Annotated in this window: 23 protein-coding genes; 13 read left to right on the forward strand and 10 right to left on the reverse strand. The window is 69.8% G+C overall.

The genetic code is table 11. The annotated features are described in order from the left end of the window. Positions 1-163 precede the first annotated feature (163 nt). The 6 genes from ACVV2G_RS27515 (at position 164) to ACVV2G_RS27540 (ending at position 9,058) form a co-directional block, all read left to right on the forward strand. Positions 164-496, forward strand: coding sequence for a trypco2 family protein (locus tag ACVV2G_RS27515; RefSeq protein WP_453845460.1), 333 nt, complete (start codon positions 164-166; stop codon positions 494-496). A 53-nt stretch (positions 497-549) separates the two neighbouring features. Continuing rightward, positions 550-3,267: a S1 family peptidase gene (locus ACVV2G_RS27520; protein ID WP_453845524.1), complete on the forward strand. Its 2,718-nt coding sequence runs from the start codon at positions 550-552 to the stop codon at positions 3,265-3,267. 181 nt (positions 3,268-3,448) lie between these two features. After that, on the forward strand, positions 3,449-5,428 hold the full coding sequence (locus ACVV2G_RS27525; protein ID WP_453845461.1) for a hypothetical protein: 1,980 nt from the start codon (positions 3,449-3,451) through the stop codon (positions 5,426-5,428). 129 nt (positions 5,429-5,557) lie between these two features. Next, complete coding sequence (locus ACVV2G_RS27530; protein ID WP_453845462.1) at positions 5,558-7,264, forward strand: hypothetical protein; 1,707 nt, start codon at positions 5,558-5,560, stop codon at positions 7,262-7,264. 178 nt (positions 7,265-7,442) lie between these two features. Then, positions 7,443-8,201 carry an Abi family protein gene (locus ACVV2G_RS27535; RefSeq protein WP_453845463.1) on the forward strand — a complete coding sequence of 253 codons (759 nt, stop codon included), beginning with the start codon at positions 7,443-7,445 and terminating at the stop codon, positions 8,199-8,201. A gap of 116 nt (positions 8,202-8,317) precedes the next feature. After that, positions 8,318-9,058, forward strand: coding sequence for a hypothetical protein (locus ACVV2G_RS27540; protein WP_453845464.1), 741 nt, complete (start codon positions 8,318-8,320; stop codon positions 9,056-9,058). Positions 9,059-9,116: 58 nt separating this feature from the next. Here the strand turns inward: ACVV2G_RS27540 and ACVV2G_RS27545 are convergent, their stop codons facing one another. Both ACVV2G_RS27545 and ACVV2G_RS27550 read right to left on the reverse strand, forming a co-directional pair. Further along, positions 9,117-9,776 carry a hypothetical protein gene (locus ACVV2G_RS27545; protein WP_453845465.1) on the reverse strand — a complete coding sequence of 220 codons (660 nt, stop codon included), beginning with the start codon at positions 9,774-9,776 and terminating at the stop codon, positions 9,117-9,119. A gap of 62 nt (positions 9,777-9,838) precedes the next feature. After that, the gene (locus tag ACVV2G_RS27550) at positions 9,839-10,429 is read right to left on the reverse strand and encodes a hypothetical protein (RefSeq protein ID WP_453845466.1); all 591 of its coding nucleotides are present in this window, start codon (positions 10,427-10,429) and stop codon (positions 9,839-9,841) included. Between the two features lie 192 nt (positions 10,430-10,621). Here ACVV2G_RS27550 and ACVV2G_RS27555 point away from each other — a divergent pair, with 192 nt between their 5' ends. Continuing rightward, a complete protein-coding gene (locus tag ACVV2G_RS27555) occupies positions 10,622-12,223 on the forward strand; it encodes a hypothetical protein (protein ID WP_453845467.1) in 1,602 nt (533 codons plus the stop codon). 116 nt (positions 12,224-12,339) lie between these two features. Here ACVV2G_RS27555 and ACVV2G_RS27560 read toward each other — a convergent pair whose 3' ends face one another. The 5 genes from ACVV2G_RS27560 to ACVV2G_RS27580 form a co-directional block, all read right to left on the reverse strand. Beyond that, positions 12,340-14,118 (reverse strand): hypothetical protein, encoded by a 1,779-nt coding sequence (locus ACVV2G_RS27560; RefSeq protein ID WP_453845468.1) that lies wholly within the window; start codon positions 14,116-14,118, stop codon positions 12,340-12,342. Between the two features lie 114 nt (positions 14,119-14,232). Then, positions 14,233-15,102 (reverse strand): DciA family protein, encoded by an 870-nt coding sequence (locus tag ACVV2G_RS27565; RefSeq protein ID WP_453845469.1) that lies wholly within the window; start codon positions 15,100-15,102, stop codon positions 14,233-14,235. A gap of 180 nt (positions 15,103-15,282) precedes the next feature. Then, entirely contained in the window at positions 15,283-16,161 is an 879-nt protein-coding gene (locus tag ACVV2G_RS27570) for a DciA family protein (protein ID WP_453845470.1), read from the reverse strand. A gap of 9 nt (positions 16,162-16,170) precedes the next feature. Further along, a complete protein-coding gene (locus tag ACVV2G_RS27575) occupies positions 16,171-17,655 on the reverse strand; it encodes a transcriptional regulator (RefSeq protein WP_453845525.1) in 1,485 nt (494 codons plus the stop codon). Between the two features lie 904 nt (positions 17,656-18,559). Further along, complete coding sequence (locus ACVV2G_RS27580; protein WP_453845471.1) at positions 18,560-18,838, reverse strand: helix-turn-helix transcriptional regulator; 279 nt, start codon at positions 18,836-18,838, stop codon at positions 18,560-18,562. A 102-nt stretch (positions 18,839-18,940) separates the two neighbouring features. On the opposite strand from ACVV2G_RS27580, the gene ACVV2G_RS27585 reads away from it, so the two are divergent. Continuing rightward, positions 18,941-19,588 (forward strand): HAD family hydrolase, encoded by a 648-nt coding sequence (locus ACVV2G_RS27585; RefSeq protein WP_453845472.1) that lies wholly within the window; start codon positions 18,941-18,943, stop codon positions 19,586-19,588. A 4-nt stretch (positions 19,589-19,592) separates the two neighbouring features. After that, a complete protein-coding gene (locus ACVV2G_RS27590; protein ID WP_453845473.1) occupies positions 19,593-20,429 on the forward strand; it encodes a DUF1932 domain-containing protein in 837 nt (278 codons plus the stop codon). A 7-nt stretch (positions 20,430-20,436) separates the two neighbouring features. Here the strand turns inward: ACVV2G_RS27590 and ACVV2G_RS27595 are convergent, their stop codons facing one another. The 3 genes from ACVV2G_RS27595 to ACVV2G_RS27605 form a co-directional block, all read right to left on the reverse strand. Beyond that, a complete protein-coding gene (locus ACVV2G_RS27595) occupies positions 20,437-21,006 on the reverse strand; it encodes a phosphotransferase-like protein (RefSeq protein ID WP_453845474.1) in 570 nt (189 codons plus the stop codon). Continuing rightward, positions 21,003-22,040, reverse strand: coding sequence for an AAA family ATPase (locus ACVV2G_RS27600; protein ID WP_453845475.1), 1,038 nt, complete (start codon positions 22,038-22,040; stop codon positions 21,003-21,005). Before ACVV2G_RS27600 ends, ACVV2G_RS27595 begins: the two co-directional genes overlap by 4 nt. A gap of 183 nt (positions 22,041-22,223) precedes the next feature. Continuing rightward, positions 22,224-22,976, reverse strand: a complete 753-nt coding sequence (locus ACVV2G_RS27605; RefSeq protein WP_453845476.1) for a GntR family transcriptional regulator — start codon at positions 22,974-22,976, stop codon at positions 22,224-22,226. 347 nt (positions 22,977-23,323) lie between these two features. Here ACVV2G_RS27605 and ACVV2G_RS27610 point away from each other — a divergent pair, with 347 nt between their 5' ends. The 4 genes from ACVV2G_RS27610 to ACVV2G_RS27625 all read left to right on the forward strand — a co-directional run bounded on the left by ACVV2G_RS27610 (position 23,324) and on the right by ACVV2G_RS27625 (position 25,435). Next, positions 23,324-24,184, forward strand: coding sequence for a hypothetical protein (locus ACVV2G_RS27610; protein WP_453845477.1), 861 nt, complete (start codon positions 23,324-23,326; stop codon positions 24,182-24,184). 161 nt (positions 24,185-24,345) lie between these two features. Beyond that, a complete protein-coding gene (locus tag ACVV2G_RS27615) occupies positions 24,346-24,507 on the forward strand; it encodes a hypothetical protein (protein WP_453845478.1) in 162 nt (53 codons plus the stop codon). A 241-nt stretch (positions 24,508-24,748) separates the two neighbouring features. Continuing rightward, a complete protein-coding gene (locus ACVV2G_RS27620; RefSeq protein ID WP_453845479.1) occupies positions 24,749-25,054 on the forward strand; it encodes a WhiB family transcriptional regulator in 306 nt (101 codons plus the stop codon). A 189-nt stretch (positions 25,055-25,243) separates the two neighbouring features. Next, a complete protein-coding gene (locus tag ACVV2G_RS27625; RefSeq protein WP_453845526.1) occupies positions 25,244-25,435 on the forward strand; it encodes a DUF5999 family protein in 192 nt (63 codons plus the stop codon). Positions 25,436-25,520: the final 85 nt, after the last annotated feature.

The following is a 25,520-nucleotide window of genomic DNA, read 5'->3' on the forward strand; positions in this document are numbered from 1 at the left end:
GGTGCCCTGATACAGGCCGAGGCCGGACGCGGTCCCCTCCACCCGCCGCTCCACCAGGTCCATCACCTTCAGCCGTTCTGCGCTCTTCGGCGCGGGGACGCCTTCCCTATCCGGGCACCGGTCGGCAGACTAGGCCCGTCACAGAAGTAATCCGGGGGGACACATGGAGTTAGAAGGAACTGAGCTGTCCGAAGCGATCAAGGCGGTTCGTGCCGGACTGGTGGCTGCCCAACAAGATGGGGACGGCTCTCCGGTCCGCTTCACCGTCAAGGACGTCACTCTCGACCTTGGAATCGAGCTGCGCCATGCCGCGTCAGCCAGCGGCGGGGTCAAGGCGTTCGTCGTCTCGGCCGACGCCCGCGGGGAGCGTGCCCGGACCGCGACCCACCGCATGACCGTCACGTTGGAAGTCGAGTCCTCGCCGGATGGTCGCCGGACACTCATCGGTGACGAACGGGGCCTGGACCCGATCCCCGCTCCTCCTGCCGGCATGTAACGGCGCAGCCGGTGGAGCAGCGGACTGTCGAAGTCATCAATCCGCGTGTCCCGATGTTCGGGTCGGGCTGCCTGGTCGCGCCCGGAGTCGTCCTCACCGCGCACCATGTCGCTTGCCCTGGCGGGGACATGCAGCCCGTCACGGTCCGGGACAAGGCCGGCCGGACAGCGGAGGCCGAGGTCATCTGGGCGGATGCCGCGCTGGACGTCGTCCTGCTGTCCGCTGACCACTCCGTGCTGGGCACGGACCTCGCTGTCGCACGCTGGGGAGAGCTGACCTGCGATTACCCCGCCGCCCGGCCGATGTGCACGATGACCGGCTTCCCGAGGGCCATGCGCCTGGCGCTGCCCGACGACCCGCAGACGTTCGTCCCTGACCTAAAGAGCGTCGACGGGCACATCAAGCCCGAAACGGGATCCCGGGGCGGGCACTACGGCTTCGAACTGAGCGATGCGTCCACCGGCTCGGCCGAACTGTGGCGGGGCATGTCCGGGGCCGGAGCGTTCTGCCACGACATGCTCGTGGGCGTGGCGACCTTCGCCTCGGACCACTGGCAGGGCGGCCTGCTGTACGTGATGCCGGCCGCCCGGCTGTTCGCCTCGCCCGGCTTCACCGACGCGGTCACTTCCGTGACGGGAATGGCGCCGCAGCTACAGCCTGCCGACCTGAGCGTGCTGTTCACCGACGTGCCCGACCCGCAGCTCTCCTCCTCCTACCTGCTCCACGCCCGCTCGGCCGTCGTCCCCATGTCCGGCATGACCGGACAGCTCGACACTCTCGACGCCTGGTGCCGCACCAGCCGCTCCACGGACATCACCGCCGTCACCGGCATGGGCGGCATCGGTAAGACCCGCCTGATGACCGAGTTACTCCACCGCCTGGCCCAGCCCCGCCCGGACCAGCCCGCAGCACGGGGATGGACCGGCGGCTTCCTCGCCGACACCCCGCTCCAACAACCGCCGCCCTACGGCATGCTCGCCACCAGCAAATACCCGCTGCTGATCGCCGTCGACTACGCCGAGACCCGCCGCACCCAGATCGACCAGATCCTCGACATCCTCGCCGCACGCCGCGGCGGCCAACCGGTGCGCGTGCTCCTCCTGGCCCGCGGCCACGACAACTGGTGGCCCTCCCTGCGCCTCGCCCGGCAGGGCACGAGCGTGATCAGCACCGGCGCCCCCGTCGCGATCGATCCTGCCGACGCACTCAGCAACACCAGCACGGAGTCCGCCTTCGACGACGCCAAACGAGCCTTCACCGAGCGCATCCGTGCCCTGCGAAACGCCGGCCACGAATGGGCCACCTCCCCTTTGACCCCGGACACCGAAAAGGACGGCACCTTAACCGGCACCGTGAAGCCGGACGACGACAAGGTCATCTCTCTGCATATGGCGGCGCTTGCCGAAGTCCTCACCACGCTGAACGACTCCTTCGCCCGCCACGAGAACCCCATGGACGTACTGATCGCCCACGAGATGAGCTACTGGCGCAGGATCGTGGAGGCCCGCGGACTGTTCTTCGACGAAAACCTGATGCGCACCCTCGTCTCCGTCCAGACCCTGACCGGCGCAAGAAGACGGTCCGACGCCCGAGCCGCCGTCGCGGCCGGCTTCGACGTGCACTACAGCGGCTTCCCCAACACGGCACCACACGACGGGGCCCGGCTCGCCGCGTACGAGGACATCCTCACCGCCGCCTACCCCTCCGGCGACGGAGCCCGCTGGGGCACGATGGGCCCCGACCTCCTCGGGGCCGCCCTGGTCACTGAAGTCGAAGAAGCCAGCGACCAGCAGTTCATCGAACAGCTCCTGCCCCACCCCCACCTCTCGACAGAACAGCGACATCAGGGCCTTACCGTCATCGCCCGGGCCACACCCGACCAGCCTGCGCTCGCCGCGGGCGCGGCCCGCGCCGTAGCCGCGGCACCAAGGCAGCTTCTATCCCTGGCGGCCAGGACCGTCGCATCCGAACTCGCCCCCGAGGTCGCCCGCCCGTGGCTGCTGGGACTGCAGGAAGCCATCACCGACCAGGCACAGCAGCCAGACGCCGACCAGCCGACCTCCGCCTGGGCCGTCGGCGTCGTCAGTGCTTCCCTCACACACCTGGAAACCGGGTTCGAGGACTACTTCGCCTCCGCCGACGCGCCCCCACCGCCGCCCGAGCCGGGCTCTACCGGACACGACGATGACGACCTGGACGAAGACGTCGACGACGGGGAAGAAGCCGAAGCGGACTGGGGCACCGACACCGAAGACGAAGACGAGGACGGACCGGAAGACGAGCAGACCGTGGCCCCGGACTCCCGGGCCCCACTGCCCCCCGCTTCCTCACCGCACCGCAGTCGCAGTACCAAGACTGTCCATGTCCACACGATCACCAGCCCGGTTGCACGGGCCGTCCTGACCTCCGTGGGGCTCGCCCACCTGGCGCTCGTAGCCTTCGTGACCGGCAGCATTGCCTACTCTTCCGACGACTTCGCCGGACCAACTTCCTGGCTCCTGCCTCCGGTGATCACCCTCTTCCATCTGGTGATCGGTCTCCTCTACGGCCACCGCAAAATGCCCCTGTCTCTTGTGGCCGTGGTGCTACCACCCGCGATCATTGTGATGACTGTGCTGTGCGCCGTGAGCTTCAGCGACATGCACGGCGTACACCTCGACCCCATCGCCCTGGGCGCAGCATGGGCCGGTATCTTCTCGCCCGGACTCCTGGCCCTCACCTACGCCGTCCGCGCCTGGCTCGGCCAGATCAGGTACGTCGACACCACATAGCCGCCCCTCGCCAACTTACGCATGCCGCAGACCCGTCAGCATCGGCGTCCAACTCGTAGCTCGCCACGCCCTCTGCCGGGCGACTTCACTGGGCTGAACCGGTGACCCCGGCCAGCCGCCCCCGCCCGGCGGGCCCATCGTGTGACGGCAGACCAAAACAGACCGGGCGGGGCGTAAATCCATGACGTACGAGGTGGTCACGACAGAGTTCCGCACGGAACTCCATGCCCGCTGGTCGGTTTTCTTCGACCACCTGCGAGTGCCCTGGGCGTACGAGCCGGTGACCTTCTACGACAGCAAGGGTTCGTCGTGCACGCCGGCGTTCTGGCTGCCGGAGCAGCGGATCTGGTTCGCGGCCGAGCGGGAGGCCCCGGTGTGGTGGGGCCGGTTCGCCATGGCCGCCGAGGGCAGCGACTACTGGGGTGGCAGTTGGGGGGAGGAGGCCGGCCGCTGTCTGCCGGTAGGCGTGCCGGAGGAGTGGCAGGGGCTGACGTTGCTGTCCGAGGGTCCGTTCTTCCCCGACGACGATCCGGGCATCGACTCCTGGGGGCGACCCGACCCTTGGGGCGGGCCTTGGCGGTTTCACGAGGTGACGGGGATGCGCACCTACGACGACGAGCCCTATCAGTGGACGATGTGTCCGCAGTGCGGGTCCTTCGGCGCCGAGTTCTGCGGATACGCCGAGCGGCTGCGCTGCGGCTGCCTTGATGACCGCGAGCACAGCAAGGTTGCAAACGGTAGCGACAAACGCCTGCTGGCCGCCTACCGGGCCGCGCAGCTGGAGCAGTGGCATGCCGACGACTTCACCGACCCCCACGCGACCGTGCTGTGGCCTACCGTGCGTGAGGCCCTGGTCCATCAGCCCGGCGCCGCGGCCGCCACCGAGAACTGCGCGGGCGAGTGCCGGTCGCTCGCCGAGCAGCTGCGCCAGGAGCAGTGTCCGCCGGCGGCTGGGGAGGGCGAGGGTCTGGAGACGCTGTGTTCGGCGTGCCCGGGGTTCGTGTGCGGGCAGTGCGGCGAACGGCCGGCCTCCGCGGCCGGAGTTCCGTGCCGGACGTGCGAGCCGGTCGTCCTGCTCACCGAGAGCCAGGCGAGGCAACGGCTCAACTGGAGGGTGGAGCAGCTCGCCGCCGCGACGGGCATTCACGGACGCCGGATCAACGGCATCGTCAACGACTCGATCGGGGCGAAGACGAGGTCAGGTGTCTCGCTGGCTCAGCTCGGTGTCGCGCTCACCAATGTCGAGCGGTGGCTGGAGGACCCGTCGTCCATGCCGAGTGGGCTTCCTGCTCCCTCCTACGAGGATCCCGACAAGCTGTACCGGGCCGAGCTGCGCAAGCTTCTGGCTACCTACGTGGGGCCGCTAGCGGGAGCACTGCGCGAACCGATCCCCTTCGTCCAGACGCAGCTGAACAACTGGATGGGAGCGCCCAGCCGTGCCGAGGCAACGGATGAGCAGCTGCGCGACGCCATCATCCAGGCCCGGGCCTGGATCGAGGACCCCGACTCGTACCGCGCCTACAGCCACCCCGAGCCGCCCGCGCCCGGCGGTCTGGTCGCGCCGATGCGCACGAAGACGGCTGTCGCGGACTCCTCCTGCAACCTGTGCGCCGCGCCGGTGGTGGCCGGCGAGCTCATCGGCCGGATGCCCCACCCGCGTCGGCCGTACGTCCCGATGGCCTGGCTGTGCGCCCACTGCCTGTTCGACCGGCGGGCCAAGCCCCGCCTCACCGACGTGCTTCTGCGGGTCTTCCACCACGCCTTCAGCGGCAGTACCACCACGCTGCTGAACACCACCGAGGCCGCGGTGCTCCTCGAGGCGCTGGTGACGGTTCCCGCACCGGAAGATGACGAGCACCTCCAGGAGGCGATCACCGCGCTCCGGCAGGGGATTGACGCGCCGGAGCCCGTGATGGGGCTGAGCTATCACCCTGCCCTTGCCGCTGTGGCCGCTCTGCACGCGGCGAGGCTGCAGGAGGCCGCGGACGGTGACGCTGCTGTCCTCGCCGCCGTCGCTCATCATCTGGCCGAGTGGCAGCACAACCCCCAGGACATCGACCAGGCCCAGTACAAGAACCGCACCCTGTGGCGGCAAGCCGTCCTCGAGAACACGCTCACCCCCACCGTCCTGTCCCAGCGCGGCGGCCCCTTCTGGGTGTGACGCCACCGGCGTCGTGATCCGACGAACTTTGTGGATCGCGCCCCACCCGGGCCCGGATGCGCCGTACGGTCGTCTCACGGACGGCGACCGGGCGGTGACGCCAGGTCAGGCGTGGGAGGGGATCCGAGGATGGTCAATGCCCGTACGTACCCGCTGTGGCGGGAACTCGCGATGAGCGAGGACCTCTCCAAGGAAGCCCTCAATGCCGCACTGCCCACGCTGCTGACTCGGACGTCGGCCAAGCGGCTGCGCGGCCGGCTCCTGGTGCACGCCGACGACAAGACGCTGGCCGCCCTGGCCGCCGCAGGCACGGTGACCGCCGCCGATGTGCCCGCCATCCTGCGGCACCGAAGGGCCTGGGCCGGGCTGGTCTCCGCTCTGGCACGGCACCCTGGGCAGGTCGAGGCCGCTATCGCTCTCCTGCCCCGCCTCTCCAGCTACGAGGTGGAGCAGGTCGTCCGGTCCTGGGATCTCGACCGTTACACCCGCACCGAAGCGGACGCACCTGCCCCGCCCGTGCCGCCAGAACTGTTCGACGCCGTCCTGGAGGCCTGCCTGACTCCGCTCGCCGCGTACCTGCTCCACCCGGAGCCCGAAGAGGGCTGGGAGGCCGTGTCCGATTTCTCGAAGGACTGGTCGCTGGACCTGGCCGGCCACAGCGGCTGGGCGATGCTGGCCCGGTGTCCCGAGCGGTGGTCGGAGCTGGCCGCACACCCCACGCTCGGGGCGGCCGTCCAGCATCTGCTGCTGGACCAAGCCGAGACCCAGGCCCTCGAGGGCTCCCGCCTCCGCGCCGCCGACCCCGACGGCGCGGAACTCCCCGCCGATCCGGCGCCCGCTCTCAGTGAGGACCTGTTGCGCGCCTGCCTGCCGGCCCTGTGCATGCCTGAGCTGGCCGGCCTGCCCAACCCGCGGGTGACCGCCCGCCGGACCCTGTACCACATCGCCAACCGTGTCCGCAGCAACCCGCGCCTGGCCGACCTCGCCGCCGACCAGCTGCACGCGGCCGCCGACGCTCTCGTCACCCGCGGCCAGCTGCTCACCTGGTCCGACAAGCAGGAAGGCGACCACGAGTTCGACGGCCGCGTCCTGCGTCTCGCCGAGGACCTGGCCCTCCTCAGCGCCAACCCCGACCACCTCGCCGGGGCCTGTGCCCAGCTCGCCCGGCTGGATCAGCCGGCCGTCGTCTCCCCCAAGCCGAGCCGGACCCTGATCCGCGTCCTCGACAACACCGACCCCGACCACGACCGCCCGGCCCGGCTCCTGGAACGCCACTACGAGCACCGCCGCGTCCAGGCCCTGACCGTCCTCGTCGGCAACCCGCACATCCCGCACACCGCCGTCGCGGATGTCCTGAACGGGCTGCACCCCGCTGAACTGGCCTGGATCGCTGAGAAGGCCGGCGGCCCCGACTGGTTCCTGGCCGCGGCGGCCGCCATCCCAGTGCCCGAGGACGAGGACGAGGACGACGGTGTGGTGCGGCTGGTGGACGACGAGGAACTCGGCAAGCACCCCGACCCCGCGGCCGTCCTGCAGTCCTGGCTCGACTCCCCCGCCACCGGGGAGATCCTCTCCCGCTCCGAGGTCTACCGCGCCGTCGTGAAGTCCCGCTACCGCACCCTGGAGCACCTGCGCCAGATCCCCGCCGACGAGGTCCTCGCCCGCCACGAACCCGACGTCGCCCTGACGATCTTGCTGGACCGCTGCGGGCGCAGCACCGACCGGTGGGAGGCGCTCGCCGCTGCCATGACCTTCGACTACGACGACGAGGAGATCACCTTCGGGGAGCTCCTCGACTCTCTGGACCCCGCACCCGCCAGCGCGCAGACATCCTGACAGTCGGGCCGGAGATCACTGAAACGGGGCGGCCTCGGAGCCTGGTGGTGGATGCCTGCCCGGCGCAGAGCTGAAGGCCCTCACCAGCTGGTGAGGGCCTTCAAAAGTCTGACCCCGGTCGCGTGACGTAAGCCAGAGGCTGAACCGGGGAATCTGTCGACCATGATACATCAGGGGGGTGCAGATACAACCGACGACGGAGCAGCTCAAGCTCCTGGAGCCGCTGATTTCCCGGCCCCGCCTGGCTCCGTTCCTCACCGTCACGGCTACGCCGGCGGCAGCGATGGAGCTGTACCTGTGGAACGTGCGTCTGTCGGCCGCGTTCGGTGAGGTGATCGCCCTTGCCGAGGTCATCCTGCGCAACGCCATAGCGGAGCAGCTCGCCGCCGCCTACGGCGCCACCTGGTACGCGCGCACCGACTTGTTCGACGACCGGACCATGAGCGGCTTCAAGACGACGTGGCGCAACATCACCATGCCCGCCGACCTGGCGACCGGGAAGCCGGCGCAGAAGACCCTCCAGGCGGTCCCGGCCGGGAAGATCGTGGCAGAGTCGACCTTCGGCTGCTGGGTGAACCTGCTCGACAAGGGCGGCACCCGCGGCGACGGGCCGTACCGCAAGAACGTCGACTACGACTCCACCCTGTGGCGCAAGGCCCTGCACAAGGCGTTCCCGAACAGCGGCGGCAAGCGGACGACGGTGTTCACCACCGCCAGCCACGTCCGTTCCCTGCGCAACCGGGCCGCCCACCATGAGCCGCTGATCGACCGAGTTCCCCTCCCGGGCCAGAGCGACCGCCGCGGCCGGACCCGCCGGCTCACCCTGCGCGAGGCCCACGCCGAGGTCCTGCGCCTGGTCGAGTACATCGACCAGGACGTCGCTGTCTGGCTGGGGCAGACCAGCCGTGTCCCCGACCTGCTAGGTACCCGGCCCTGACTGACCCGCGTCCGGCACACCGCACGAGCGGAGCCGGACGAGTGGCGCGGTCGTGTCCGCAGCGACGGGGTGTTCGTTGACCGGCGGGGGCCGGCCGACGAGCAAGGGAGACCCCGATGGGGCGGATCAAGAAGAAGCGCGCGGCACGTGACGCGCGCCGCCAGCCTGGCATCCAGCCGCAGGCCGCGCCGCCGTTCCCGCAGGCGGAAGTCGAGCGGGTCATGCGGCTGTGGGACCGGGCGATCGACACCGGGCTGATGGCCAGCGGCACGGATGTGAAGTACCACTTCACCCCGGACGGCAAGGCGCTCTCCGTCGCCGTCGGCAGAAGCGGGCAGGTGCTGGCCAACGGCGAACGGCTCACGCCGTCGGTGGCCGAACGGCTGCGCCAGGACATGCCGCTGCTGGCGGGGATGGTCACCTTCTACGAGAACAACCAGTTCGCCGGCCGCGGCCTGGACGATGCGCCCCAGGACGGCGTGACGCCCCTGTTGCCGCCCGCCGGCCCCGACCCGATGCCAACGGTGGACGAGGAAGCCCTGGCCGAGGCTCAAACCGCCACCGCGGTGCTGGTACGCCAGGGCAAGGTCGCCGAGCCGGTGGGCGCGATGGTGATCCCCGCCCAGAGGGGCGGCGTGCTGTTCGCCGTCGGAGGCCGGGACGGGGAGCTGTACGTCAACGGGCGGGCGCTCACCCAGCAATGGGCCGACGCGCTGCGGGCCAAGGTGCCAGAACTCGCCTCGGACATCGACCGGCTCCAGGCCATGCGTGCGGAGTGGCTGGATGCGCCCCCGCAGGACCGCACGCTGGCGCTGGCCGGCAGCTGCACCGACCCGAACTGTCACACCCCGCACTGAACGAACAACGCGCGCCCCGGGGGCAGATGTTCGGGTCGGCCTGGCTTGGCGGCAGCACCTACTGGCGGGCTGCGGGGATGAACAGGCGGGTGCCCTGATACAGGCCAGACGCGGTCTCCTCCCGCCGTCGCTCCACCAGGTTCATCGCCTCCAGCCGGTCTGCGATCTTCGATGCTCCCGGCAAGCCACACCCCAGCAGGGCCGCGATCGTCGCGGAGATACGGCCGCGCTGGCTGTCGACTGGTCCGTCGATCAGCCGGACCTCGCCCGTTGCCGAGGTATCCAGGACCAGCAGCAGGAACGCGAGCCGGTCTGTGGCCGCCCCGCGTCCCGTGCGCGTTCCCATCAACCCGGTGCCCGGCGCGAAGAGCGCAGACACCACAGGCCGCAGGGCCCCGTCCGGGGCGGCCGCGGTGGGCGACGTGAACACAAGGCCCGGGTCCGCGTCCGGAGCGGTGTGCCAAGCCGCCCGGCGCAGCCCGGGAGTCACGAGCGATGCCACATGCGAGAGGGACACCCCGACCCACTCCCCCAGGCTCTGTGAGCGCAGCGTCACTGACTTTTCCCCGGGTGGGATCAGGGCCTGCAAGACCACCGCGGCGAGCCGTACGGCATCGAGCTCACCCGCCAGGCCGGGGCCGTTCAGGACTGCATGAACAGCAGCACGCGCGCGCTCCCGGCTCGGCTGATCCGGCACAAGAGGGGATGTGGGCTCCATGGCGGTCTCCTTCTTCGGCGGCACATGAGTGAAACGGTCGGGTTGGGCAGACGGCTGCGGGATCACGCGGTCCGCTCCAGCTGCTGCGGTGCGGCCATCGGGCGGTCGGCTTTCTCGGCACGGGCCCGGCGCAGGGCGGCGGCCTCGGTCGCCGCTGCCTGACGACGTCGCTGGAGGCGAGCATCGTTCATCGAGGCCGGCGCATCGTCCGGGGCGGCGTCGGGCTCGGGGAACGCGCGCCGGCTGAGCTCACGCATGGCCCTGTTCTGCCGTTCGATCGCCTCGGTGACGCCCGAGCTGACGTGCTGGACACGCGGGACGGCCTGGTGGGCGGCCAAGGCCCGGTGGAAGCCGGGCGGGGCCATGTCGCGGGTCTTCACCGGTGACAGTTGACGGAAACCCTCCGACTGACTGGGCACCCGGGACAGTAGCGCGTGTGCCTCCAGCCAGGCCCAGGCATCGGAGAGGCGGTCGACGAGGTTCTCGGCGTCCGGTTCGTCCTGGAACGCTTGGCGGGCCGAGCCCATCGTTCCTGCGTACTGCAGGAAGCCGGTTCCGCCGGCGAGGTGCTGCAGGAGAAGGATCGCAACGTCTCGGGTGGGTAGCTGCCGGATCTGTTCCGCCGGAACCGGCGGCGTGAACGTGTACCTCATGGGCGCACGCTACGGCGTGGCACCGACAGCCGAGGCCCCTACCTCGACAGGGGAGACTGTCGGGCCGAACATCGTGCTTAGCGGCTCCAGCGTTGTCAGTGGCGGGGGGTACTGTCAATCAGTTGGGTGCCCGGCAGTGTGGCCGGGTGCCGGCCGGAGGCGGATCTCGTCTCCAGTACGGCTGGAGGTTGCATGGCCCTGGACAAACGCCGCGTGCAGACCGCAGTGATCGGCAACCCCGATTCCGAGCTCCCCGTGGTCCTTCCGATGGAAGCGATAGAGCTCGACGACTTCCGGACCCGCCACGCCAACCAGACCTACTGGTGCGGGACGTGGCTGGGCGGGTGCGGCCACCAGCTCTTCACCAAGCTGTACACCGACCGCGCCTGCCACTTCGCGCACAGGCCCGATCCCGAGCACACCTCCACCTGCGCCCGCAAGGCATCCGGGGTTTCCAGCGCGGACCACCTGTACATCAAGCACGGACTGTTGGACTGGCTGGCGGGCCAGGACATCACCGCCACAGCCACCATCGCGCGCGATGCCGACGGCTCGATCGGCCGGGACGTGCTCTTCGACCCCGCCGGGCGCGACAGCCTTCGGGTGCTGCTCTCATCACCCGGCTCTTCCGCATCGGAGGAAGAGGACCCCGCCCGACTGGTGCTCGGCCCGGAGATGACGCCGGATCCGGACGTGCTGCTGCGGCAGGGCTATGTCAACCGCATCCAGCTCGTCCCCGACGGCACCCGCCGCCGGATCCAGGTAGGTACCGAACGCCATGGCGGGACCACCGACTGGTTCGACTTGGACGAGGTGGAGCTCACCGACTCGGGGCTCACCACCCCGGCGGTCGAAGAAATCCGCCGGCTGCGCACCATACGGCGGCCCATCGGTGTACGGACGCCCAAGGCCCCACCGCCACAGAGTCGGCCGACCCCGCGGGCCGTCAGCGACGCCACGCACGGTGTCCCGTCGCAGGACCGTGACGCTGTCATGGCCGCCCTCGAGGAGGCGGTCAGTGACGGGCGTAGCCGTACGGAGATCCGCCGCTGGCTGAACAGGGCAGAGGAAGTGACGCACGGCGGGGCCACCGCGGAAGAAAACGAACTGATCAGGAAGGCTGCCGACGCGCTGCTGAGGCTGGAGCGCGGAGTCGGCGTGCCGACGCCACGGGAACCGACTTTCCAGGAGCGCAAGGCCCTGCAGAAAGTCGAACGACTGCTGCAGGTTCTCGCACAGCACAAGGCGCACGGTATGGGGGTCACGCTCCGCCAGCTCAACCAACTCGCGAAGGCCGCGGAGCAGGCTTCGGCCTGGCTCACCGACGAACAACGCCTCCAGGTGCAGGAGTGGCAGAACGATCCGGAACCCGCACCCGCGCCGCGGGCCCCTCAGCCGCCGCGCGGCCGCTCACCGCGCCCCCCGGCCTCCCGCCCGGAACCGTTCAACGGGGCAGGCCTCGCTGACGCCGTACGCGACGTTCTGGAACACGCAGCCCGACTGGGCAAGACCGTGCCCCTCACCGACCTGTGTGCCCAGGTCAAGGGCCTGGGCGAGCTGACGGAATCCGATCAGGCGCAGGTGCTGCGCCGGGTCAGGCCCACCGCGCGCCCCCGTAGCGCGAAACCCCAACGTCCGGCCCTGCTCACCGCTCTGATCACTACGGAGGACGGGGCCATGCACCCGGTCTACCGGCAGCTCGCTGACCACGCCGGCCATCATTTGCCCCAGCAGGCCGACAGCGCCTGGACCGAGACCGTCAAGATCCTCCACGACCGCTACCGCACCCCATAGCGGCACAACCAACTACGCAGCGGCACGGAGGTTCGATGCAGCGCGAAGGCCGCCGGGTGATCCGGGCGGCCTTCGCCGTGAGGTCTGAACCCTGGAAGGTTCGGTGTATTGCCGGATCACTCATCAGCCGAGGCCTCCGGCATCGTCTGGAGGACGGTCTCCACCAGGCGTTGGCGCACAACGGCTCCGATGGGCCGCATTGACTCCGGGTCTCTGCCAGTGACCGGGTGCTGCAGAAGATCGGTAGCCGCCACGACTGCGAGAGCGGCCTGACGCGGGTCGAGCACAACGGCCAGACGCTCGTGCAGCAGCTTGAGGTGCGCGACCGCCCGCCTGGCGACCCGCTGCTCAACGTCGTACTCCATCCCGGCAGCGGTCTGCTCCAAGTCATCGAGGCACCGAAAGACGGCCTCCGGGTCCCAGCTGCCAGGGTAGGTGTGGAGCCACCGGATGAAGAACGCCAGCTCGTCGTCATCGTCCGGGACGCCTGCCTCATCAGGCTGGACTCCGGTTTCAGTAACCGGGGGTGCCGGCTCAGAGGCCGGCTGGGGAAGCCCCTGCTCGATGTCGCAGAAAGACGTCTCCAGCGGTTGAAGATCCAGCACCGTGTAGAAGAGGGTGCGGGTCATGGCGCTCAGTCCGCAGCCCGTCACCTCGCCGAACGCCTTGATTGGCCACGTGGGTTCGGTGACAGCGCGCAGTGCGTGGGTCTCGAACTGGTTGACCGCGTGTGTACTGATGTTGACGCGCGGAGCGCGGGGGTTCTTCTGCGCAGATTCCGCAGCAGCCCGGGTGGAGCGCCAGACCAGGTTGTAGATCTCTCCCAGCGGCCGGTGCCGTGCCACCTTGTAGGCGGCCTCACGCAATCTCGCGATGTGATTTTCGGTCACGGCCGGAAGGTTGAGGTCTTCCAGTCGGTAGGTGAAATAGCGCAGCGCCTCTTCAGCGATGCATTCCTGCGTCAGGGCGAGGAGGTCGTTGTGCTGGCCTGCAGTGAGGCGTTGCGGTGCCAGTCGTTCGCTCAGCACGGTGTCCAGGTGCTGGGCCCCGGTTCCCGCGCTCGTGGCGAACGGGGCGTAGAAGCAGCTGTCCAGCGGGAAGAACTGCGATGTCAGCTGAGGGCTCACATGTACGGAGTCGGGAGCACCGTCCGCCGCGGCGAGGGCGGCCTGGAACGAGGCCGGTTCCCACTCCATAGCGGTGACCGAGGTGGTGGGGTGGATCCTGATGAGGCCGGCCCGGACCAGTGCACCCAGGAGCTGGACGGTTTCGCGCTGGGCGGGGTGCAATGGATCGAGCCAGGACCCGATCGCGGAGATCGGCGTGGTCGACGGCGCGTACCGCAGCAACGCCAAGGCTGCCACCATCTCGCGCACCGAGGCCCTGGGGACCGTCTTGGAGAACGTGAGCTGGTACCGATCTTCCATGACCTCGCGCTGTGCGTGTCGCCAGGCAGCTGCAGCTGTATCGAGTGCCTGCTGCTCTGCAGCGCGGGCACGGGCTGCTTCACGCTTGGCCTTGCGTTTCGGGTCGTTGAGCGTCTGCAGAGCGGACATCAGGGACTCCGTGCACGCCACGCACACGGGTCTCTCGCCCTTGGCCAGGTCGGCAAGCGCGGTCCGGGAGGTCAGGCTGAGCTGCTGCTGGCACTCAGGGCAGGTGTGGTCGACGACGGCGCGCACACCACCTGCCGCGATCACGTAGAGAGGGCCACCCCAGCCGAGTGTGTCGATGTCTGCGGTCTTCTCGCACCAGACAGGCGTGCCCAGCTCAGGATGGAAACCGGCCATGGCCCAGTAGCGTTCGCCGATCGCGATCAGCTCGGGGTCGGCGCCGTCGACCGGAACAACGGTGGGAGTCAGCCCGGCCAGCACCGCGCTCATCTCATCAGTCACAGTTGCACACCTTATGCAACGGTGACTGCGGCGTTTCCGGAACGTCCAGGCTCGGCCTGCAGGGGTGAATGAGGACATCATGCCGCCTTCTCGGACATCCGATGAGTCTGACGGTCACGGCATGCAAGCCTGAAAGACGGCTGCTCCGCTTTCGCGGGCGAGTTCGGCGAGGGGGATCTTTTCACCTTCACGGACTACGAAGGCGACGCAGAGATCGCGCTCTGTGCCCACCAGCCACTCATTGCGCCGGCGATGCGCGTCCGCATCGCCCTGGCTGACCGTGCCGAGGTACGTGAAGGTGTCGACGTGTGGTGGGGCTGGGAGATCAGTCGATCGGACAGACGTTGCCCATTCCTCGATCATCTGGTCGGCCGCGGTCTCATTAGCGTGCAGAAGACACAGCGGGTGTTCGGGGCCGGCCGTCTGCGTCGCGTCATGCCATACGTCCATGAGGACGTTCTCCAGACACTGCCGGTCGGAGAAGCCGGGTGAGGTAGCGACCAGCACCCACACAGGGCGAAGGCTGCTCTCGCGCAGCCGGACGATGGACGTCTCGGGCAGGACGGAGCGCAGGCGATCGAGGACAACGGTGGCGCGCTGGGCCAGCAGGTCGCGTGCCTGAGCTGTGTCCGCTTCCGTGACGAGTTCCTGGCCCCAGTCTGCCAGGCTGCGTGGGCGGACCTGGTCGGCCAGGTCCGCGCCGACCAGGTCCGCCCACTGCTGGATCAGTACCTCGGGAGGGGAAGGCTTCAGCACGGCGATCCCCGATACCTCCGGTACAGCTGGAGGACGTTGGGCGTTGAGGCGGCTGGCTATATGCGGTGCAAGAAGGCGCAGGTTGACGGACCAGGGCATGTCGGAGCACAGCACGCAGAGCTTTCCGTCGGAAGAGACACCAACCGGTTGGGCATGGCGGGCCACATCGGCTCCCGCGGCAGCGCGCCACCAGTCGTCGGCCTGGCCGAACCAGTCCGGGCGTTCCATGTCCATCGCCTTGGCCTTCCAGTTCTGGCATGGCGGCGCGCGCCGTGCAAGAGGGTTCCTTGGTCATGCCCAACGACGGCTGCCTCCACCGGGCAGCCCCGCCGTCGGGCGTCGGGTGGTTGTCTCGAGGAGAATTCGGTGCTTCGAGGTTCGCAGTCGTTGTCCCGGCGGCACGACGGTTTACGCGGTGGTGCGCAGTGCAGCCGGGTGGGCTATGTCGGCCACTGTCTGCTCCTGCCGGGCGGCACGTTCCGCCCGGGCCCGGCGTAGTGCCAGGGCGCGGGTGGCCTCGGACTCGCGTCGGCGCTGAATGCGAGCCGTCCCGATCCAGGCCGGCTGGTCGTCCGAGGGTGCTTTCGGCTCCGGGAACGCCCGCCGGCTCAGCTCGCGCATCGCCCTGGTCTGCCGCTCAACGGCCTCCGCGATGCCCGGGTCCACCCGCCTGTCGGTGACGACGGCCAGGTGCGCTGCCAACGCCTGCTGATAGCCCGGCGAAGCGGTGTCGCGGGTCTTCACCGGCGCTTGGGGCTCGGCCGCACTCTGTGGGGCGGGCTCCGCCGCACGGGGCGCATGCGCGGCGCCGACGGCCAGGACCCGCACGGCGCGGACGGCGTCGGTGCCGACCTCCTGGTTCGCTGCGGCGATGATCCGGGCGGTGATCAGCCGGAGCTGGGTGGCGTAGGCAGGCGAGTCCGGGCGCAGGTCCAGCTGCCCGCTGGCCGGGTGGAACGCCACGGCCTGGACGTGCTCGGGCAGCCGGGAGGAGACCGCGGCCGCGATGTCCGTCCAGCGGTCCAGCACGCTGCCGCCAGCGGCCGGGATCGCCCAGGCCCGCTCCGCCATCAGGCCCTGGAGCACGGCGGCGAAGCCGCTCGGCTCGCGGCCGTCGCGCTTCACGGCGCGGCGTTCGGGGCGGCGGCGCGGGGTCCGGTCTTCGGTGTTACCGCGCTTGCGGGCGGCCTCGCGGGCGGCGTGCAGCGCGACCCGCGCGAGGTCGACGCCGGTCCGTTCCGGGCCGTCGACGGTGGCCTGCTCGGTGAGGGTGGTGGTCTCGGTCATCTGGGCCTCCTACCGGTGGGTGATGGTCATGAGCGAGCTGCGTGCGGCACTTGCGAGCTGGCGGGCGCGGCGCATCATGTCCGCGCCGTAGATGCGTTCGGCGGCCTCGGGGCCCATGGAGTCGACGGTCAGTTCGATCAGGTCGGTCTCGCCTCGCATGAGCTCGCCCTGTGCCTGGGCGCGCATCTGGTCGATCTGCGGGTCCGCCAGCCCTTGCGGTTCACGCTGGTCATCAGTGGCCAGGGCCTGGTCGTGATGGCGACCGCCGTTCGCCGCTTCCCTGACCTGGGCGAAGGCGGCCTCCACCTCATTGCGGACCGCGCGGCTGGTGGGTGCGTCCCAGTCGCCCTCGTACCGCTCGGTGCGGGCGCGGACCTGCTGAATGCGGTGCCGACGGGCCGCTTCCTGGGCGCCGCGCCACTGCTCGACGGCGTCGGCCCGCTTCTGCGGGGTGTCCAGGACCGTCTCGGCACCGGCCAGCAGCACGGCGAGCAGACCCGAGCCCCGGCGGACCCTTGCCGCCTCGCCGCGCAGGTGCAGCCAGCCCTTGACGTCGGTCACGGTCCATCCGGCATCGGCCACGTTCCGGGCCACCCAGGCGATCCGGGGCACTGAGCAGCCGCGCAGCCAGTCCAGCTCCTGGGTCAGTTCACGGGCCAGCTGGAAACGGCGGCCGACGACGTTCAGCTTCCGGCGACCGCCGGCCTTCGCCTTGGACTTCTTCGGGGTGGGGGACTTGGCATCACCGCTTGCGAGCTTGCTCTCAGGGGAGAAGGAAGTACCACCCGCAGAAGAAGCAGTTGAGGTACCGACCTGCATTGGGGTGCAACGGACCTCATCCGAAACAGCCGTCACAACCCCCTGCTCAGCACCCCCCGCAGAGGCCTTCGCCGGGACCTTCGACGACGTCTTCGAGCGCGGCTTGCGCACCTTCCGGGCCGCCTTCTTCGCCAGCTTCGCCATCAGCTCCCGGCCGGCCTCCGCGATCCCGGACATCGCCCGCGTGTACGCCGGAGCGTCCTCATCGCGCTGCACCGTGCGGATCCCCAGAGCGGCGTCGAACTCCACCGGGATCATCCGCGCGAACTCGCTGGCCTGCGCCGGCCCGTCGGACACCCGGGTGCCCTTGACGATCCACGCGAGCAGCCCCGTCTCCCGCAGGATCTGCAGGTGGTTCTGTACCGACCGCTCCGACAGTCCGGTCCGGCGCACCAGGTACTCGATCCCCGGACGGCACGGGAAGAGCTGCGCGAGCTCCTGGGCGACGCGCACGGTCGTCGGCCCGAACGACCGCGGCCCGTGCGACCGGTGCCGCCGCGGCTTGTAGAGCCCGGACCCGGCGACCCAGTGGACCGCCTGCATCCACGAGTAGCCGTCGCCCGCGATCCGGCCCGCCGACGTCGACAGCCACTGCGACGCCTCCGGCACGAACAGGCCGGGCAGCACGGCGACCGCGTCGACGTCATCGACCGACGAACGCGGAGCGGGAAGCATCAGGGCGGCCGGTGCCGCCACGGCGCTCACCGGCCCGCCCGGATGCACGAGAAAGAGATCATTCCGGCAGCCTCGCGCGGACCGCCTGTGGACAGAGGCCGGGATCCGGCGAGACCCCCGATCCCTCCCGCCCGGCGGGCAACAACTTCGGATCGCGTCCCGCCCCACGGGACGCAGCCCCGCAGCACCGCGGCGACCGGCGCCGCCAGGAGGACAGGGGTCCCCCTCTCGGAAAAGGCGTCGGGGACCGGAGGCGGTGTGACACTCCACCCCGAAGAATCTTCGTGACTAATGCCCTGAACAGGGCAAACAGGGTGTGCGAATCCCGTCACGCGGGAAGCGTGGAGGGCTCGAACCGGTGTGAATCGGGCACGGTCGAGCTGACAAGGGGACGCCAGGTCGTGCACTATGGCGGGGACACCAACTCTCATATGCGAGCCGGACCACCCCGCGAAAGCGGGACGGCCGACGAACTGCCTGGGAGACACCGAGCCCCCTCCGGGAGGAGCGGGTGAGCGTCACCACCACGGCCTGTGGTGGGGGGAGATTTCTCCTCTCATCTCGGTCTTGCTGCGGGGCCCCCGTCAGGGCCCCTCGGGTGGGGTGAAGCACCGGTCGTTGTCAGCGACCGGGGGTGTTGCTGGTGGCCCTTGTCAAAGGGGCTTGACCCGCTTGTCAGGCGGGTTTTGCGATTGGAAGAGCGGCTCGATGAGCCGAAGCTCAGGACCGGCGTCAACCGGGACTGAGCAGCCGACTGGGGTGTCAAGCCCGGTCGGAGCGAAGGGCCGCGCGAGGCCGGTGGATTGTCAGTCCGCTGTTTGGCGCGCGCGGCCGGTGGCGGCTACGTCACCCCGACCCCCTCGAAACCGAAGGCGGAGTCGGCGTACCCGAAACCGGTGCGAGGTCAGTCCTCATCCGACACCTCCTGTACGGCGGCCGGATGTTCCTCGGCTAGCTGGCGAAGGAGCTCGGCGTACTTCAGGCGATTGTTGCGGTGAGGCTGGGTGAGTCCTGCCTCCCACCGTGCGACGGCGACACGCTGGACACCGATGGCCTTGGCGACTTCCGCCTGAGTGAGACCCCCAGCGATACGCAGCTGCTGTCGAACGCGAGGCGGGGGAAGCGTGTCGGCGTCCACGACGGCGCCGATTCGACGCATCGGATCCGGCATTCCAGCCTCCATCTCAGGCAACGTATCGTGAAAAGATACACCACGTGATCTAGGTTCGGCATGCGTTGTCACCGCGAACTGTGTTCCGCGCCTCGCCCGGTAGGGTCCGTGCCCATGTCCCGCCTCGCGTTTTTCGATCTGGACGGCACGCTGGCCGACCGGCAGTCGGCGCTCAGCGACGCGCTGACTCGACTGTGCCGCTCCCGCGCGCTCTCCCCAGATGCCGAGCAGTGGCTGCGCACCGAGCTGGCCGACCGCGCGACCGCCGGCGACTTCGCCCGACTGCGGGAGGCCTTCGGCCTCGAGGTGTCGGCCGCGGACTTGTGGCAGGAGTACGTCGACCTCATGGCGGCAGCCGTCACCTGCCGCTCCGAAGTCCTTGAGGGCCTGGCTCACCTGCGCGCGGCTGGATGGACGATCGGCGTCATCACCAACGGGGCTGGCGACATCCAGCGCGCCAAGCTCGCCGGGACCGGACTCGCCGACCTGGTGCACGGAGTCGCTGCCTCGGGCGACCTCGAGATCCGCAAGCCTGACCGGCGCCTCTTCGAACTCGGAGCCAGACGGTGCGGCGTCAGCCTCGCGGACGGCGGCTGGATGGTCGGCGACAACCCGACCGGCGACGTCGGCGGCGGTCACCAGGCCGGCCTGCGCACCATCTGGCTGCGCGGTCGACCCTGGCCGGACGGCCTTCCCTCCGCGCATCACGTCGTCGACGACGTCACCGACGCCATCGCCATCCTGCTCAACGAGACGGAGTAGCACCGTGGACCAGCCGACCGTCGGCATCCTCCACCCCGGCAGCATGGGCGCCGCCGTCGCCGCCTGCGCCGCGACCAACGCGGCCGCGGTTCTGTGGTGCGAGGCCGGGCGCAGTACCGCGTCCGCTGCGCGCGCCGACCAGTTCGGCCTGACGCCCGTAGCCACGCTGTATGAGCTGCTGGACCGCAGCGACATCGTCATCAGCCTCTGCCCGCCGGCCGCTGCCGAGGACCTGGCGCGCGACGTCGCCGGGCACCGCTTCGCCGGTGTGTACGTGGAGGCGAACGCCATCAACCCCGAGCGCACGCAGCGGATCGCCGCGCTGCTCTCCCACGCCACCGTTGTGGACGGCGGCGTCGTCGGCTCCCCGCCGGTCGGTAGCAAGACGCCGACCCTGTACTTGTCCGGGGCTGCTGACGCGACGGCCCGCATCGAGGCGCTGTTCACGGACACCGCCGTCCAGGCCGCAGTGCTGGGCGCAGAGGTGGGGAAGGCGTCCGCGCTGAAGTTGTCGTACGCCAGCTTCCAGAAAGCATCGCGGGTGCTGGTGGCGCTCGCGGTCGGCATGGCACGCGAGCACGGTGTCGACCAGGAGCTCATCGAGGTCGTCTCGAGGCGCACCGACTCGTACCTGTCCGAGCCGCAATACGTAGCCAAGACCGCGGCCCGCGCCTGGCGCTGGGGCCCGGAACTGGGGGAAGCCGCCGAAACCCTCGCGGCCGCCGGTCTCCCACCGGAGATGCTGCGCGCGGCCGCGTCCACGCTGGCACGGTGGAACGACGCCAAGGACGACGGCGAGCTCACGCTCACCGACGCCCTGGACCGACTCGTCCAGCCGTAGCCCGCGCTCATGCCGTCGCCGCTCCTGCCTGCTGCGCCAGCAGCTGGTCGATGAGCCGCGCCGCGTCCTGCGGCGCCGACGTCGTGGTGTCCACGGTCAGGTCCCAGGCCATGCCAGGGTGCGCGTCCAGGTCCTCGCGGGTCGCGTCCCATGCCGCCAGACGCGCCGCAGTGTCGCTGTCGCCGCGCCCAGCCGACCGCTGCTCGGTCACCTCGCGCGGGCACCACAACAGCACCACCGACCAGTCGGCCGGATAGCCGTCGACCAGCGCCCGGATGCCGTCGACCTGCCCGAGGTGCACCACGGGCACACCGGCCGCGAACCCGGCGTCGACGCCGGGCCGGTCGATCACGTACGTGTTGCCGTACCGTGCGTTCGCGTAGACGACGTCGCCCGCGGCCTCCAGCTCGTGCAGCTGCTCAGCAGTGCCCATCCGATAGCCGGCCGACTTGCCCGTCCCGACCTTGAGCCGGGCGAACTGCGCGTACTTCGAGTGCAGCTCGGTGAGCGCGGTGGTGACGGTGTCCTTGCCCGACGCTGGCGGGCCGTACAGGATCACGCCCTGCTTCGGACTCACGTGTACATCGCCCCCATTGCCTGCCGGGCCTGGTCGGCGAGGCTCACGGCGGTGCCCAGCCGGTTGTCCACCACCAGGTGCGGCACCGCCGGGCGCAGCTCAAGGTCGATGGTCGCCATGTATTCGTCCCACCGCTGGAGTTTCCACGCGTCCCGGGCAGCGGAGCGGAAGGTGATGTACTCCCGCATCGACTCCTCATCACAGCGGACCCACACCGGGAAGACGTCCACGCCCATAGCCGCGGCCTTGTTGGTCAGGCGCTGCATCCAGGCTGCGTCGGTCAACTCCGCGATGAACGGAGCGGAGAGCACGGTGCTGATCCCGCACTTGATGTTCGCCATGGCTGACTGCATGAGGCAGTCGTACTCCACCGATCGGACACGCTCCCGGTAGAGCTCGGTATGCCTGTCGTTCGGATCGCCGCCCAGCGCGACCAGGAGCCGTTCCACCAGCGGTCGTGTGAGCGGGTCCTTGTCGAGCAGGGGCCAGCCAGTGAGCTGGACGAAAAACCTCGCCAGCTCTGTCTTGCCGCTCCCGGCGTATCCCCCGACCAAGATCAGCACGGGGCGATGCGGGTCGCCGCCGGTGTGCCTCCGCTTCCAGGCGTCGATGATGCGCTGCTGGAGAGCGAAGTGTCCTGCGTCTTCGCTGCCGGGCGAGATGCGGTGGATGGCCCGTTCGACGGCCAGGACGTGCGCGCCGTTGAGGTGGTCTTCCATCGGCGTGAGCTTGAACGACGTCTCTTCGCCGGGCAGAGCAGTTCGGAAGCCCAGGTCTGGCTCGGTGGCCCGGTAGAGAAGGCAGTAGGCGCGACGGTAGTGCGGGCCCGGGTAGACCTCGCCCTGCTCGTGCTGCCACAGGGTCTGAGGATTCGCGGCCGGGATCCCCTTCAGCTTGGCCTGCTCAGCGACCTTCCGTAGCCGCTCGCCGGCCTTCTCCAGGGTCAGGCCGTGAGCCTCCCGCTGCTCGCGCAACCGGTCTGGCCGCCACCCTGCTCGCTGCTTCCCCACCCCGTGCCCCTCCGTCATCGTCATGGTCGCGAGCCTAGGGCTCGGGCTCCAAATCTCATGTGTACGTGGATGTTGAAAACCCGTGAACGAGGGTGCGCACGGGCTTCGACAAGTACTTGTGATGTCGCACGAAAGTTACAGGCGGTGTGATGGCCCCTACACAAACGAAGGGATTGGAGGGGCGAATCAGTGGCCATTCACCGAGGGTCAGACGCGACCGCCATGCCACACACCGGGTCGGAGAATGTCCTCCCACACCTCCAACGGGCCTTCGTCGTCGGAGTAGAGGGTCCGCAGGACAAGAACCGGTACAGGCACCTCTGGCGGCACGTCGATGCCGAACTCATCAAGCTCGTTGTTGGAGGCCAACCGTGCCGTGCTCTGCTCTGGCCCTGCGGTGATCGTCTTGCCAGTGCGCTCGGTGTAGAGGTCGTGCCGGAACTTCGGCATCGGTCCCTCGTCAAGCAGTTCCGGCAAGGGCACCAGGGCTCGCATGTGAATCATGTTCAGAGCCAAGACCGTGGGTTTGCCGTCCTGCAAGAACGTTCGGCTCCTCAGCAGAATCTCGTCGTACAGGTCGATCCCGAGAAGGTTGGCCACCTCGGAATCGGCGCAGGAGCGAAGAACGGAGCGAGAGTTCACGTAGGTCTCCCGGGGAGCCAGCGGCCTGCCGGTGCGACGAAGGCGCTCCAAACGTGCGGCGCCCGTGAGGATAGACGGCGGGATGTCGCTCGGGCCAAGCACGGTGGTGCCGCTGCCCTGTGTCGTACGAATCAGTCCTTCCGCCTCCAGGGCTTGGTAGGCGCGATGGACCGTTGCCGTGGCTCCCTTGCCTTCGGCGACAAGGGCCTGGACCGACGGGAGTCGATCACCAGGGCCGTAGTCGCCATTCTCGATTCTTCTCGCGATCTCATCCGCGATCTGCCGCCACTTTGGCGGCTTCGGGACCGGAGCTGTCATGGCGACTCCTCTCGGCTCGGCTTGTGCCGAACAGTCAACCACATTCTAGAAGACCTTGACATCTCTTCTAGAAGACTTCATGGTGGTGTCTGCGGCCAGCGCTAAGCGCCTTCCGCACCAGTACGACTGCACCATCGCGGTTCCTGCGGCTCGTCTCTTCGGAGGCAGGCAGGTGGTCGGAGGCGGTAGCACAACCAAACCCCCCGGTCGGCAGGACTGCTTGCACGACATCAGCGCTGATGCGCTGTCTGTCTGCCAGGACTCGGGCATTGGCTCGTGGGCCTGGTGGGCGGAGAGAGCATCCGCCCGCGAACACCCTCCTTCTCTCTTCCTCCCGAGGAGTCGCCATGCCTGAGCTCGCCATGCCCAAAGCCGCTATGCGCAAGGGCCGCACCCGCACCTCCCGCCTCAGCTCCCTCGACGCGATCGTCCTTTCGACCCTGTCGCCCGGTCACATCGACATGCGGACCGTGGAGACCACGCAGACCCGCCGTATCTCGCTGGTGTGCCCGGACTGCGGCACCTGGGTGGCCGTCACCCCCCACCGCGGCACCTACCTGCTCAAGACGGTTCCGCACCACACCGGCAAGGCCGGCGTCGCCGACGCGATCCGCTGCCGCTCCAGCAACCGCCTCGTCGACGTGGACATCACCGACTACGCCTGGCGCCGCCAGTACAGGGACTGGGCGCGCGAGGAGCGCCTCGCGGTCGACCTCACCCGCCACCGCCGCGCCACCGTTCAGACCCTCAAGGTCGCCCGGCCGCAGGAGCGCCCCGCCGACCGGCGAGCCCAGTGGGAGCGTGCGATGCCCGCCGCCCGCCGGGCCGACGCCGCCCGCACGATCCCCGCCGACGCGATCCCCACCACTCGCGGTCGGGCCGTCGACGGACCCGCTGGCGCCCCGCCGGCCCTGATCCCCCAGACCGCCGGAGACCACCGCTCCGTCCGCGCCCTGGCCATCGGCATCCTTCACGCCCTGGCCCACGCCGGTACGGACCAGTCGGCGAGCGATGCCCTGGCGGAGCACGTCACCCGCGCCGCCTACACGCACCTGGCCACGATGTGGGGCCGTCCGCTGACCCCGGCAGACCAGCCCGCGCACACGGCTCTCGTGGCTGCGGTCAAGGCCGCGTTGCCCGCTGTGATGCCTGGCGAGACCGCCGCCGCGTACACCGCCCGTTGCCGCGGGGCCGTACTCGCCGCCTGAACAGCCCGGACGGACGCCCACGATCACCGGCCACCCCAGTACACCAAGGGGTGGCCGCTGGTCGTGGCCGGTCGTACGACCCGCCAAAACGGCGACAGCCCCAGGGATTGGGCCCCCGGGGCTGTCCAGGACCTGACTCGGAGGACCTGATGCAGCAAAGCATGACACGCACCATCCCCGCCCCGGCGAAGGGCCCGGACCGCGAGCGCACCGTCGCTCTCCACCGGCTGGTCCGCCACCTGGTGGCCGACGGCGACGCACGGGCCGCGAAGGCCGGCCGCCGCGCCCGCCGCACCCTCTCCGAGATGGAGACGGTCCGGTGAACGCCGTCCTCAGCCTGACCGACGCGGAGCGCGAGGAGCTCTCGCGCAAGAACGCTGAGCAGAACAAGCGGTCGGAGAACAACCGCCGCTGACTCCCCCGGCATTGCCCGTCGTACCCGCCCCGTTCCGGGCGGAGAGCGTCGGGAGCTCACCCCCGCTCCGGCCATCCGGCCGCCAACACGTGAACAGCCCCGGGGATTGCGCCCCCGGGGCTGCCGTACGGACCTTCTGGGAGGCCCTGATGAACCGCTCCATCGTACGCACGACCTACGCACCCTCCGCCGACCTGCCGGTCGACACCGACTGGCGGGCCCGCTCGGTGTGCAAGGACGAAGACCCCGACCTGTTCTTCCCGATCGGCAACACCGGCCCGGCGCTGCTGCAGATCGAAGCGGCGAAATCGGCCTGCCGTCGCTGCCCGGTCATGGAGCGCTGCCTGCAGTGGGCGCTGGAGAGCGGCCAGGAGCACGGCGTGTGGGGCGGCACCGACGAGGACGAGCGGCGCCGGATGAAGCGCCGCGCCGCTCGGAAGCGTGCCGACGCCTGACCACTGGACGGGACCGGCGGGCAACTTCTGGCCCGCCCCGCAGTACTGCCATCGACTGGCCGCCCGTACGACGGGCGGCCGGTCTTTCGCACGTCTCCAGCCCGGGAAAGTCTCGGGCTTCCTTCCTCTCCGGGAGAGCTCATGGACTGCACCACCCCGACCGTCACCGGCACCCGGCTGCCGGACTCGCTGTGCACGCACACCCCGAAGTGCCCGTCGGCCGACAGCCCGGACCGCGAGGCCGCCGTCGTCGTGGCTGGCCACCCGGAGCAGGGCTGGAGCCTGCTGTGCAACGCCGTCGTGCTCTTCGAGGACACCGGCGAGCTGCTTCCCGACGGACGCGTCGTCGCCCCGCACCGGCCCCTCGCGGCCGCGGCCTGACTGACGGCTGCCTGATCCGCCCGCACCGACCGCCCATCACCGTGGCGGCCGGGTCGGGCGGTGACGGGGAGCCGGACAGCCCGGA

The organism is Streptomyces sp. JK94 (genome assembly GCF_053613315.1).